Source organism: Dyella kyungheensis, from assembly GCF_016905005.1.
In the GTDB taxonomy this organism is placed as follows: Bacteria; Pseudomonadota; Gammaproteobacteria; order Xanthomonadales; family Rhodanobacteraceae; genus Dyella; species Dyella kyungheensis.
Genome location: NZ_JADIKC010000007.1, coordinates 55,056 through 67,412, shown reverse-complemented (window position 1 = coordinate 67,412; position 12,357 = coordinate 55,056). Strand labels below are relative to the sequence as shown.

13 protein-coding genes are annotated in these 12,357 nt (G+C 65.8%); 7 read left to right on the top strand and 6 right to left on the bottom strand.

Translation table 11 applies throughout. The features are described from left to right. Positions 1-208 precede the first annotated feature (208 nt). From ISP20_RS15045 to purM, 3 genes are read right to left on the bottom strand one after another with little or no spacing between them, the layout of a single operon-like run. Positions 209-928 carry a DUF3108 domain-containing protein gene (locus ISP20_RS15045; protein ID WP_204636935.1) on the bottom strand — a complete coding sequence of 240 codons (720 nt, stop codon included), beginning with the start codon at positions 926-928 and terminating at the stop codon, positions 209-211. A gap of 54 nt (positions 929-982) precedes the next feature. Then, entirely contained in the window at positions 983-1,651 is a 669-nt protein-coding gene (gene purN / locus ISP20_RS15040) for a phosphoribosylglycinamide formyltransferase (protein ID WP_204636934.1), read from the bottom strand. 4 nt (positions 1,652-1,655) lie between these two features. Further along, positions 1,656-2,684, bottom strand: coding sequence for a phosphoribosylformylglycinamidine cyclo-ligase (purM, locus tag ISP20_RS15035; protein WP_204636933.1), 1,029 nt, complete (start codon positions 2,682-2,684; stop codon positions 1,656-1,658). A gap of 416 nt (positions 2,685-3,100) precedes the next feature. Between purM and ISP20_RS15030 the strand changes: the two genes are divergently transcribed. From ISP20_RS15030 to hda, 3 genes are all read left to right on the top strand, one after another. Then, positions 3,101-4,081, top strand: coding sequence for a DUF2066 domain-containing protein (locus ISP20_RS15030; protein ID WP_204636932.1), 981 nt, complete (start codon positions 3,101-3,103; stop codon positions 4,079-4,081). A 90-nt stretch (positions 4,082-4,171) separates the two neighbouring features. Beyond that, the gene (locus ISP20_RS15025; RefSeq protein ID WP_204637361.1) at positions 4,172-5,353 is read left to right on the top strand and encodes an AI-2E family transporter; all 1,182 of its coding nucleotides are present in this window, start codon (positions 4,172-4,174) and stop codon (positions 5,351-5,353) included. After that, positions 5,350-6,054, top strand: a complete 705-nt coding sequence (gene hda, locus ISP20_RS15020) for a DnaA regulatory inactivator Hda (RefSeq protein ID WP_204636931.1) — start codon at positions 5,350-5,352, stop codon at positions 6,052-6,054. Before ISP20_RS15025 ends, hda begins: the two co-directional genes overlap by 4 nt. A gap of 153 nt (positions 6,055-6,207) precedes the next feature. Here hda and ISP20_RS15015 read toward each other — a convergent pair whose 3' ends face one another. Continuing rightward, a complete protein-coding gene (locus tag ISP20_RS15015) occupies positions 6,208-7,011 on the bottom strand; it encodes an inositol monophosphatase family protein (RefSeq protein ID WP_204636930.1) in 804 nt (267 codons plus the stop codon). Between the two features lie 146 nt (positions 7,012-7,157). Here ISP20_RS15015 and ISP20_RS15010 point away from each other — a divergent pair, with 146 nt between their 5' ends. Continuing rightward, positions 7,158-7,934 carry an RNA methyltransferase gene (locus ISP20_RS15010; protein WP_204636929.1) on the top strand — a complete coding sequence of 259 codons (777 nt, stop codon included), beginning with the start codon at positions 7,158-7,160 and terminating at the stop codon, positions 7,932-7,934. A 233-nt stretch (positions 7,935-8,167) separates the two neighbouring features. On the opposite strand, the gene ISP20_RS15005 is transcribed toward ISP20_RS15010, so the two are convergent. Beyond that, positions 8,168-9,490, bottom strand: a complete 1,323-nt coding sequence (locus ISP20_RS15005; RefSeq protein ID WP_204636928.1) for a hemolysin family protein — start codon at positions 9,488-9,490, stop codon at positions 8,168-8,170. 159 nt (positions 9,491-9,649) lie between these two features. Between ISP20_RS15005 and ISP20_RS15000 the strand changes: the two genes are divergently transcribed. Beyond that, complete coding sequence (locus ISP20_RS15000) at positions 9,650-10,279, top strand: DUF47 domain-containing protein (protein WP_204636927.1); 630 nt, start codon at positions 9,650-9,652, stop codon at positions 10,277-10,279. A 79-nt stretch (positions 10,280-10,358) separates the two neighbouring features. Next, a complete protein-coding gene (locus tag ISP20_RS14995; RefSeq protein ID WP_204636926.1) occupies positions 10,359-11,480 on the top strand; it encodes an inorganic phosphate transporter in 1,122 nt (373 codons plus the stop codon). Between the two features lie 39 nt (positions 11,481-11,519). Here the strand turns inward: ISP20_RS14995 and ISP20_RS14990 are convergent, their stop codons facing one another. After that, positions 11,520-11,924, bottom strand: coding sequence for a hypothetical protein (locus ISP20_RS14990; protein WP_204636925.1), 405 nt, complete (start codon positions 11,922-11,924; stop codon positions 11,520-11,522). Between the two features lie 75 nt (positions 11,925-11,999). On the opposite strand from ISP20_RS14990, the gene ISP20_RS14985 reads away from it, so the two are divergent. Then, positions 12,000-12,350 carry an MGMT family protein gene (locus ISP20_RS14985; RefSeq protein WP_204636924.1) on the top strand — a complete coding sequence of 117 codons (351 nt, stop codon included), beginning with the start codon at positions 12,000-12,002 and terminating at the stop codon, positions 12,348-12,350. Positions 12,351-12,357: the final 7 nt, after the last annotated feature.

Genomic DNA, 12,357 nt, shown 5'->3' with positions numbered 1-12,357 from the left:
TGATTTTCATGTCGCCTCTCGAGAAGTGTGACGCGCGTCAACTTTTTTGGGGGTTGACGGGTCGCTCAGGTTCGAATTTGAGCAAGAGTTTTCCGCGCCGAAGCGATCGGGAAGAAGCCGAGGGGCGGGCTCAGCTTCGCAAGAAACTGTCGAACGATGCGGATGCGACCAGCGAGTCGCGCGCTCGCCGCATCCATCGAAGAAGCGGTCAGTTGCCGCTCTTGTAACTGACCAGCTGCAGTTCCAGATTACCGCCGTCGCTCTGCGACAACTTCACCGGCACCGGATATTTCTGCGGCGCGTACCACGCGCTGAAGGTTTTCTCGTCGCCGCTGCGCACCACGCGTTCGGTCTGGAAGCTGCCGGCCGGCACTTTCACCGCGTCCTTGCCGGTGACCTTGAACTCCTGTGTCTCGACATTGCGCTTCACCGCGACCGGCAGCGATACCGATTGCTTGCCGGCGCGCAGGGCGAGGCCAAGCGCGTACGAGGTGGTGTTGCGATCGACCAGGCCGGGCGCGCTGGCGTAGGTCATCGGTCCCTTGCCTTCGTCCACCGTGACCTGGTTGCTGCTCCAGTTCACCTCGGTGTGGCGCTGCTTATTCTTGAAACCGGCGTCCATCTTGTAGTCATAGCTGACGGTTTCGGGCGCACCGTTGTTCCAGCGGAAGGTGGTGGTTTCGTTCGAGTTGGCGCCAAGCGCCGCAGCGATGCCGCCGGTTCCCTTGATCTGGTTGCTGTACACCCATTGGCCGTTGCCGGCGGGCTTGAGCGTGACCACCGCTTCGCCGATCACCTGGCCGCCCTGCGAGACCTGATAGGTCGCGGTGAACGGCGTCGGCGTGGGCGTGGCAGCGAAGGCCGCCGTCGTTGAGAGGGCCAGTGCGAGACCGGCAGCGAACGTGCGGAGGGAATGGGATGAGGTCATGGGACCTCAGTCTACGGGCCGATCCTGAACGACTTGTAGAGAGCCCGCGGGCGCTCAGTCAACCAAACTGCCGTGGCGCAGTTGCAGCGGCGCATCGAGCAGCTTGCCGTCCAGCGCCACGCGGTTCGGTGCGACCAGCGCCAGACGTCCTTCGGCCATCAGCTTGAGCACCGAGGGCAGCAACTGATGCTCGAAGGTGAGCAGGCGCTGGGCCAGTATCGCCTCGTCGTCGCCGTCCCGGATGCTGATGCGGGCCTGCGCGATCACGGGACCGCCATCGAGTTCGGCTGTCACGTAGTGGACGCTGGCGCCATGTTCCTCATCGCCGGCTTCCAGTGCGCGCTGGTGCGTGTGCAGGCCCCGGTATTTCGGCAGCAGGGACGGATGAATATTGATCATGCGCCCGACCCACGGCGACAGCGCCTCGCCGTCGATGATGCGCATGAAGCCAGCGAGCACCAGCACCTGCGCACCGCTGGCATCGAGCCGGCGGAACAGTTCCAGGTCGAAGTCGCGGCGACTGGCGAAATCCTTGGCCTTCAGCGTGAAGGTGGGAATGCCGGCATCCTTGGCGAGCTGCAATGCGCCTGCGTTGGTCTTGTCGCTGCCGACCACGACGAAGTCGACCGGCAGCGCGCCCGCATCGCGGGCGACGATCAAGGCTTGCAGGTTGCTGCCGCGCCCGGACGCGAGCACGGCAACGCGAAGACGCGGTGCAGTCACGGGTTCAGCCGATGTGGACGCGCTCGTCGCCCTGCGCGGGCACGATCTCGCCGATCACCGAACTGCTCAGGCCGTGCTTGGCCAGCAGCTCGCTGGCACCGCTCACGGCGTCGCGCGGCAGGATCACCGTGAAGCCCACGCCGCAATTGAAGGTGCGCCACATTTCTTCCCGCGCCACGTTGCCTTCGCGCATCAGCCACTCGAACACCGGCGGCAACACGATGGCGGATGCATCGAGCTGGATGCCGAGGTTTTCCGGCACCACGCGGATGATGTTTTCCTTCAAACCGCCGCCGGTGATATGGGCCATGCCGTGCACCGGCTGGTTCTTCAGCAGATCCAGCATCGGCTTCACGTAGATGGTGGTGGGCGCCATCAGCGCGTCGGCCAGGGTGACGCCGCCGAGGTCCAGCTCCAGCGGATTGCCAGCGCGCTCCAGGATCTTGCGGATCAGCGAGTAACCGTTGGAGTGCGGACCGGAAGAGGCCACGCCAAGGATCACGTCGCCGGCCACGATGTCGTTGCCGCTGAGCAGCTGCGACTTTTCGACGGCGCCGACGGTGAAGCCGCCGAGGTCGTATTCGCCGGGCGGATACATGTCCGGCATTTCGGCCGTCTCGCCGCCGATCAGCGCGCAGCCGGCCAGCTCGCAGCCCTTGGCGATGCCGCCGACCACGGCCACGGTGGTGTCCACGTCCAGCTTGCCGGTGGCGAAGTAGTCGAGGAAGAACAGCGGCTCGGCGCCTTGCACCAGCACGTCGTTCACGCACATGCCGACTAGGTCGATGCCGATCGTGTCGTGGCGGCCCAGCTGCTGGGCCAGCTTCAGCTTGGTGCCCACGCCGTCGGTACCGGACACCAGCACCGGCTCCTTGTACTTGCCCGACAGGTCGAACAGGCCGCCGAAACCGCCCAGGCCACCCATCACTTCGGGGCGGGAGGTGCGCTTGACCAGCGGCTTGATGCGTTCGACCACGGCATTGCCCGCGTCGATATCGACGCCAGCGGCGCGGTAGGTGAGAGCGTCGGACATGGGGGCAACCCGGCGTAGGAAACGTCAAATTGTAGCAGCGTGGAGCCTAGGGATGCTTTGAGTTATTCCGCATGGGCGTCACCGGTTCTGCCAGGCCGCAGCTGGGTGTTGCGACGACGAAGGCAGGCTGGCTGCCTGTCGAGTCGGCGCGGCGCCCAGCTGCGGCCTGGCAGAACCGGCCCTTCGGGTGATCTCCAGAGAGTCCGCAGGGCGCGATGCGCGTCTTGCCCAGGCGGCCAGCCTGGGCTGCGACACGCCTCACGCCCTGCGGACTCTCTGGAGTCATGCCACCCATGCGGAATAGCTCAAAGCATCCCTAGTTTCCTGAGCGGCAGCCGCGAAGCCTGACGCCTTCGATGGACGCTACCGAGCGGATTGGGCAGACTCCCAGCGTGCCCCACCGGATTTTCTTCCCCATGCGCCTGACCCGCCTGCTGCTCGTTTGTTTGATGCTGGGCCTTGCCCCGCTGCTGTCCGTGCACGCGCAGGGGCAGGTGTCGCCGTACACCGTGGTCGTTGCCGTGGCCGATACCAGTGAGACCGCCCGCGACAGCGCCTTCGGCGACGCCCTGGCGCAGGTGCTGGCCCGCACCTCGGGCGGCCAGGACCTGAGCAGCAAGCCCGGTTACGCCGATGTGCTCAAGGGCGCCTCCGGCATCGTGCAGCAGTATCAGTACCAGCGGGCCGCCACCGGCATGGCCTTGCAGGTGACCTTCGACCAGGCGGCGGTGCAGCGCGCCGTGTCCCAGATGGGCATCTCCGGCGGCGGTTCGCGTCCGCCGGTGCTGCTGGTGGTACGTGCCGAGGACGGCAGCGTGCTCCCCCGCGACGCGCTGGCGGCGCTGACCCAGGCCGTGGCGGCCAAGGGCTACAGCACCGTGCTGGCCGACCCGGCCAAGACCGGCGATACGCCCAACCTGACCAGCGCCGAGCCCGACCAGGTCGCCGCGATGGCGCGCCAGTACAAGACCGGCCTGATGTTGCTGGGCCAGCTGCACGGCAATGCCGCGGACTGGGTGCTGGTCTCGGGCGGCGCGCAGCAGAAGTGGAACACGCAGGGCGCCAACGTCGCCGCCGTGCTCACCGATGCCGGCAACAACCTGGCGGACCGCCTGGGCAAGCAGCTCAATGTGATCGGCTCGGCCACGGTCGACGGCAAGCTGTGGGTCGCCCAGATCAACTCGGCCATGGATTACGCGAACTTGGTGGCGGTGTTGCGCGCCGATCCCAATGTGCGCCAGGTGACCACTCTCAGCGCGCAGGGCGACGGCATGCTGTTCTCGGTGAAATCCGGCCTGCCGATGGATGCCCTGGCCAACAGCCTCGCAGCCGGTGGCCGCCTGCTGCGCGGCGACTCTCACACCGATGCGGATGCCAGCCTGCGCTGGGTCCACTGACCGTAGCGCGGCGAAAGCCGCGACATGCGTGCGCCAGCCTGGATCCGGCGCGCGCTTCTTTCCGCCTAACTCATGGGATGAGCCATGTCGATGACGCCTGACAGCTCCCGCCGCTGGCAAATGCTCGCGATCACCGCGGTCATCCTTTATCTGTTCTGGCTGCTGGCGCCGGTGCTGATGCCGTTCGCCGTGGCGGCCATGCTGGCCTACCTGGGCGATCCGCTGGCCGACCGGCTGCAGCGACTGGGGCTGGGCCGCACGTTGGCGGTGAGCATCGTCTTCATCGTGCTGTTGCTGGTGACGGTGGGCGCGCTGATCCTGCTGATTCCGCTGATTTCCCGCCAGATCGACAATCTGGTGGAAAACATGCCGCATTACGTGGAATGGGCCCGCAATACGGCCCTGCCGTGGGTGCAGGCCAAGCTGCATCTCGATCCCCGCGCGTTCGACACCGATCGCCTGATCCAACAGATCAAGGATCACCTGGGCTCGATCGGCAACGCGGCCTCGGTGCTGCTGGGCAAGATTTCCCGCTCCAGCGTGGGAGTCATCCTGTGGCTCACCAACATGGTGCTGATTCCGGTGGTGGCGTTCTACCTGCTGCGCGACTGGGACCGCCTGGTGGCGTGGATCGACAGCATCCTGCCGCGTTCGATCGAGCCCACCGTGGCCCATCTCGCGCGCGAAGCGGACAGCGTGCTCGGCGCCTTCGTGCGCGGCCAGCTGCTGGTGATGCTGGCGCTGGGCATTTTCTATGGCGTGGCGCTCACGCTGATGGGGCTGTCGGTCGGCCCGCTGATCGGTATGATCGCCGGCTTGCTCAGTTTCGTGCCGTACCTGGGCTTCATCGTGGGCTTCGGCTCGGCCCTGATCGCCGCGTTGGTGCAGTACGGCGACTGGACCCACGTGTTGCTGGTGGCGGGCATTTTCACCGTGGGCCAGTTGCTGGAAGGCTATGTGCTGGTGCCGCAGCTGGTGGGAGACAAGATCGGCCTGCATCCGGTGGCGGTGATTTTCGCCGTGCTGGCGGGTGGCTACCTGTTCGGCTTCCTGGGCGTGCTGCTGGCGCTGCCGGCGGCCTCGGTGATCCTGGTGGTGCTGCGCTATCTGGCGGAGCGTTACCGACAAAGCGATCTATACATGGAGGAGGGCGCGGGCGATCCCGTACTCACCGAAGTGGATGTGGTCGTCGATACGCCGGGGGGTGAAGTGGAAACCCGCACGGTCGTCGACGAGAAAGGCAACAAGAAGGACGCAGTACCACCCCCATGATTTCGCAGTTGCCGCTTGCCCTGCGCTGGCCACGTCGCCAGCGCTTCGAACATTTCCATCCCGGCAGCAACGTCGTGACGCTGTCGGCCGTGGAGCAGTTGGCGTATGCACCGCATATGCCCTGGCTTTACCTTGCGGGGCCTTCCGGCAGCGGCAAGAGCCACCTGCTGATGGCGGCCTGCCAGGCAGCCATCCAGGGCGGTCGTACGGTGCAGTACCTGCCGCTGGCCAGCATCGGCAACAAGGCCGCGGCGATCCGTGGCGTGGCGGGCAGCGAATTCCTGGCGCTGGACGACCTGGGTGCCATCGCCGGCGAACGCGAGGCCGAGCACGCCTTGTTCGACGTCTACAACCAGGCCAAGGCCGAAGGCGCGGTGCTGTTGTTCGCCGCCGAGATCCTGCCGGCACAACTGGGGCTGGTGCTGCCGGACCTGCGCTCGCGCCTGGGCGCCTGCCAGCAGGCTTTGCTGAAACCGCTGGATGATGCCGAGCGTCGCGCCGTGTTGCGCAAACAGGCGGCCGAGCGCGGCATCGAGTTGGACGACACCGTGCTTGATTGGCTGTTCAACCGCTATGCACGCGATCTTGGCGCGCTGCTCGACCTGCTCGACCGTCTCGACCAGGCTTCGCTGGCGGCGCAGCGGCGCATCACGGTGCCGTTCCTGCGCGGTTTTTTGAAAGAGAGCGAACCGGGAAGCTAAGCCTGGCCTCACCCTTGTGGGAGCGCACTTGTGCGCGACTGGGGTTGGCCGTGGCGCTGCTGTCGCGCACAAGTGCGCTCCCACAAGGGTGGGGCAGATTGGCAAAGAAAAAGGCGCCCGCAGGCGCCTTTTTTCGTCGCGGACAGCGCGGCTTTACGCCATCAACAACCGCGGCGTCGCATGCGTGCCGATGGCATCGACCATCGCCTGTGCCACGTTGAGGTTGCCGGCGATGATGTTGCCGCTCTCCGGGATACCGTCGCGGCCCGCGAAATCGCAGCAGCGACCACCGGCTTCGCGCACCAGCAGGGCGCCGGCGGCCATGTCCCACGGCTTCAGGCCGATCTCGAAGAAACCGTCGAAACGCCCAGCGGCCACGTAGGCCAGGTCCAGCGCAGCCGAACCGGAGCGGCGAATGTCCTCGGCCTGGCCAAGCAGGGCGCGGGTCATATCCAGCTGGGCATCGAGGTGCGAACGCTGGCGGTAGGGGAAGCCGGTGCCGATCATCGCGCCGCCGAGATTCTCGCGCTTGGCCACGCGCATGCGGCGATCGTTGATATAGGCACCGTCGCCCTTGCTGGCGGTGAACAGCTCGTCGCGCAGCGGATCGAACACCACCGCGTACACCGGCTCGCCCTTGTCGAGCAGGGCAATGGAGACGGAGAAATGCGGGATGCCGCGCAGGTAGTTGTGCGTGCCGTCGAGCGGATCGATCACCCATACCAGCGGACCCTTGCCGACCGCTCCGCTTTCCTCGGCGAGGAAGGCGTGGGTGGGGTAGGCGCGCTTGAGTTCCTTGACGATCTCGGCTTCGGCCAGGCGGTCGACTTCCGAGGCGAAGTCCATGCGTTGCTTCTCGACGATGTTGAGTCCGTCGATGCGATTCATGTAACGCAGGATGATGTTTCCTGCGGCGCGCGCGGCGCGCACCGCGACATTAACGGCGGGTCTTGGCATGGCTTCGGCTTTCAAAAGAACGGGGTTTCGGCCGCGGAGTCTAGCAGAGACATGGCCGCCGGTCAGGCGGGTGGGAGGCGCGACGTTTGACATGGCGGGCGGACATTTCCAAGCTTTGCGCCCGTTTGCCCGAAATCCTGGCCCCCATGAGCGCTGAATCCGACCTCGCCGCCCGCATCCGCTACGTGCTGGTGCGCACCTCGCACCCCGGCAATATCGGCAGCGCGGCGCGTGCCATCCGCACCATGGGGTTCGACCGGATGGCCCTGGTGGCCCCGCACCGTTTCCCGGACAAGGAGGCTTCGGCCCTGGCGGCCGGTGCCGACGACGTGCTGGAGAACGCCAGCGTGAGCGACGGCCTGGTCGATGCCCTGGCCGGGACCAGCCTGGCACTGGGCCTGTCGGCCCGCCGCCGCGGGGTGGACCTGGAGGAGATCAGCCCCCGCGAAGCCGCCACCCGCGCGCTGGCCGCGGCCGCCCGTGGCGAACAGGTGGCGCTGGTATTCGGCAACGAACGGACCGGGCTGGAGAATGAGGAGCTGGCCCGCTGCCACGCCATGGTGCGCATCCCCAGCGTGGACGATTTCAGCTCGCTGAACCTCTCGCAGGCCGTGCAAGTGATGGCCTATGAATTGCGCGTCGCTTCGCTAGGCGAGGTCAGCGTGCCGGTGCGCGCCGACGCCGAACCGCCGGCGGATGCAGCGCGGATGGAACGCTTCTTCGAGCACCTTTCGCAGATGCTCGACGACATCGACTTCCACAAGGGCCGCGCCCCCACCACCATCATGTTGCGGCTGCGCAAGCTGTTCCAGCGTGCCCAGCCCGATGAGCGCGAGCTGCGCGTGATGCACGGCATCTTTGCCGATGCCCAGCGCATGGCGCAGATTGCCAACGACAAGCTCAAGGCACCGAAAGGGGATTGAAGCCCCGCATTTTTTTGTGGGAGCGCACTTGTGCGCGACAGGGCTGCACCGTGGCGCCGCAGTCGCGCACAAGTGCGCTCCCACAAGTGGGCGCTTTGTATCGGAGCATCTCTTCGTCCACGTAGCCGTCTTGTTGTGGGAGCGCACCCTGTGCGCGACGGTCTCAGTCCCGATGGATGCCTCGCAGTCGCGCACAGGGTGCGCTCCCACAGTGACGGCATCGACGGGTTTGCTTAGAACCCGTCTTCGTCCACGTCGATCTTCGGCAGTCGCGTGATCAGCAGTTTGTCGATGCGCGCGCCGTCCAGATCCACCACTTCCACGCGAAAACCGCGCCATTCGAAGGTTTCGCCGGTGAGCGGGATATGGCCCAGCACGGACATCACCATGCCGGCGGCGGTGCGGTACTCGTGTTCTTCTTCGCCGGGCAGTGCATCGACCTGCAGCAGTTCGCGCAGGTCGTCGGTGGAGAGCGAAGCATCGACCAGCCAACTGTCGTCGCCGCGCGGCGTGATCAGCGGGCTTTCCTTGGTCTCGTTGCTGCCCAGCTGGGTGGCGCCCACGATGGCGGCCAGCAGGTCGTTGAGCGTGACCAGGCCCTCGATGTCGCCGTACTCGTCCACCACCAGCGCCAGCTGGGTCTCCGCGTCGCGGAACTCTTCCAGCAAGTCGAGCGCGCGCGCGGTGGCTGGTACGTAGAGCGGCTTGGACAGCTGTCCGAACAGGTCGGGCTTGCCTTCGGCGAAGCCGCGGAGCAGGCGTTTCACCTCGACCACGCCGAGAATGTCGCTCTCGTCGCCGCGGTACACCGGGTAACGCGAATACGGCGTGGTGCGCAGGATTTCCGCGTTTTCTTCGTAGCCTGCCGCCGAGTCCATCCACACGATGCGCGTGCGGGGCGTCATCACGCTGTCCACCGTGCGATCGCCCAGGCGCAGGACGCGATTGACCATGTTGTGTTCGTCGCGGTCCAGTACGCCGTGTTCGGCGCTTTCGGCCACCAGCAGGCGGATCTCTTCTTCGGTCGCCACGTCGCTGCCGCGCCCCTTCACGCGCAACAGCCGCAGCAACGCGCCGCTGCAGAGGTTGAGCAGCCACACGAACGGCGCCGTCACGCGCGACAGCAGCATCATCGGCATCGATACATAGCCCGAGATCAGCTCGGGCGAGGACAGCGCGAGCCGCTTGGGTACCAGTTCGCCGATGACGATATTGATGAAGGAAATCAGCACGAAGCCCAGCACCAGGCCGATGCCCTTGGCATAGGGCTCGATCCAGGCCGCCTGCCCGCCATGGATGGCGTTGGCGATGTGGTCGCCCAGCGCGTCGCCCGCGAGGGCGCCGGTCACCAGGATCACCATGGTCATGCCGACCTGGACGGTGGAGAGGAAGCGTTCCGGCGCCTCGGCATTGCGCAAGGCCATGCGAGCCCGGCGGCTGTCGCGGGCCATCCTCTTCAGCCGGCTCTTGCGCGAGGCCACCAGGGCCATCTCCGACAAGGCAAAGAAGCCATTGAAGAGGGAAAGGAGAATGACGATGGCGATGTCGGTCAGCATGAGGGGCGCCGGCCGGTGAATAGGTCGCGTTTGGACATGAGACGCAGTGTAAGGCCTAAGCGTGCCAGCCGGGGCCTGGGCCGCCCTGATGCGGCCCGGCGGACGGCTCCTGTAACATAGTCGTCATTTTCCGCCCCCGCACCCCCAGGCCATCACCGCATGTTTTCATTGCAAACGATTTTCGGTAAAGGCGACAAGTTCTACGGTCTGCTCGAGCAGAGTGCCGAGGCTGCGCACGAAAGTGCGAAAGCGCTGCACGAACTTGTCACGCGCAAGGATCACGCCCCCGTGATGGCCGCCTTTGCCGCTGCGCGCCAGCGTGAGAAGGCGCTTGCGGGGAAGATCAGCGAGGAGCTGGTGAATACCTTCGTCACCGCGCTCGACCGCGAGGACATCGAAGCGCTCAATTCGGCGCTGTACAAGATTCCCAAGACCATCGAGAAATTCGCCGAACGCTACGAGATCGTTGCCGCTCGCGTGAGCGACGTGGATTTCGCCGCGCGCGCGCAGGTGCTCGAACAGGCCTCGGCGGTGGTGTCGGAGATGATCGGCGAGCTGCGTCGAGGCCTGCGCATCGATCCGGTGAAGAAGCTGCAGGACCGCCTGCAGACGCTGGAGTCCGAAGGCGACCGCATGCTGCTCTCGCCGTACCGCACGCTGTATGTGGAAGGTGGCGATGCCATGCGCGCGATGCTGGCGAAGGACTTGTTCGAGCTGCTCGAGAAAGCCATCGACAAGTGCCGCGACGTGGGCAACACCGTGTATTCGATCGTGCTGAAGAACTCCTGAGGCGCGACCTGATGACCTCCTTTCCTTCGAGCCACCCGGTCACGCTCCGGGGCCGCGGCGTTGTGCGCGAGGTGCGTGCATGAGCATCGGGCTTGCTATCGCCGTCGTGCTCATCGCGCTGGCTTTCACGTACATCAACGGCTTCCACGACACCGCCAACTCCATCGCCACCGTGGTCGCGACCAAGGTGCTCACGCCGGGACAGGCGGTGATGATGGCGGCGATCACCAACCTGATCGGCGCGCTATGGGGCACCGCGGTGGCCAAGACCATCGCCTCCGGCCTGATCGACACCCACGTGATCGATGCGGGACCGCAGCTGCTGATCTGCGCGTTGCTGGCGGCGACCGTGTGGAATCTCATCACCTGGTGGTGGGGTTTGCCGTCCAGTTCCAGCCATGCGCTGGTGGGCGCATTGGTCGGCGCGGCCATCGCGGCATCCGGCAACAATTTCGCTTCGGTGATCTGGATGCAGGGCGGGGCGCACTGGTGGGACGGCAAGGGCGTGATTCCCAAAGTCATCGTGCCCATGGTCATTTCGCCCTTGCTGGGTTTCGTCATCGGCTTCCTGTTGATGGGCGCGCTCTATGCGTTGCTCAGCTGGTTCTCCAGTCGCACCGGTTTCCTCCGGCGCTTTGGCCGCACGCCATTCGTGAACGCGTTCTTCGGCAAGGCGCAGATCGTTTCGGCCAGCGCCATGGGCCTCGCGCACGGCATGAACGACGCGCAGAAGAGCATGGGCATCATCGCGCTTGCCCTGGCGGGTGCGACGGCGGCAGGCCAGTTCGACGGCCTGCCCGAATGGTTGGGCTTCCTGCGCATCCACGGCGCGGCCAACGGCGGCTTCAATGTGCCCGCATGGGTGGCGGTGGTGTGTGCGTTGACCATGGCCGGCGGTACGGCAGGTGGCGGCTGGCGCATCATCAAGACGCTGGGCCACAAGATGGTGAAGCTGCATCCCATCAATGGTTTTGCCGCGGAAGGCAGCTCGGCGGCGGTGATTCTCACCGCGTCGGCGTTCGGCATTCCCGTGTCGACAACGCACAACGTGTCGGCATCGATCATGGGCGTGGGCGCGGCCAAGCGCTGGAACGCCATTCGCTGGTCGGTGGTGGAGCGCATGGTGTGGGCGTGGATTCTCACGCTGCCGATCACCGCGTTGCTTGCCTACGGCTTCGTGCGTCTCACCGCGCTTTTCTGATCGAACGTGCAGGAGCGCCGTTCGCGCGCTCCCGCCCACTCAGAGATCGTCGCCCCCGGCGGCGACGATCCGTTCGAGCTGATCGCCCAGCTCGCCTAATTCCTCGATCAGCCGTTTCAGCTCGACCGCATCGAGCAACTCATAGGGGCGGTTTTCGCACAGGTGCAGATACGGCGACCCGTCCAGGTCGGCCACGGCCAGGAAACCCTTGCGCTGCTCCCAGTTGAAACGCAGGCAGCGACGCGGGTCGGCGCCGGCCAGCGGTCCCACGGGTGTCGAGATGCGCAGGTACCGGCGGCCGGATTCGTCCTCCAGCTCGGCCAGATAAATGCCCTGGTGCCGCTCCTGCGGCAAGGTGAGATCGAAACTGATCAGATACGGATCGTTGTGGCGCAGCTCGTGCAAGCTGCCGACGTGGGAACGCACGGCTTCAAAATGTCGCATGGTGCGATCTCCTTGGCAGGCAATCCCGGCCTCGCTACTGTGCCACGACCCGGTGTAAAGAGCCTGTTGAAGATCATGGACAAGCCCAAATCCGAAGCCCACGCGCGCATCTTCGCTGCCATCGCAGCTATCCCGCACGGCCGCGTCGCCAGCTACGGCGCCATCGCCGCCCGTGCCGGCCTGCCCGGCCGGGCACGGCTGGTGGGCAGGGCGCTGGGGGAAGTTCCGGATGGCATGGAGTTGCCGTGGTTCCGGGTGCTGCGGTCCAGCGGGCAAATTGCGTTTCCACCCGGGAGCAGGGGGTTCAAGGAGCAAAGCAAGCGTCTCAAGGCCGAGGGCGTCGAGGTCAAGAACGGTCGCGTGCCGCTGGCGACGTTTGGGCTGGATGCGGATTTGGATCGGGCGTTGTGGGGTATGCCCGGTTAGGCGGCCG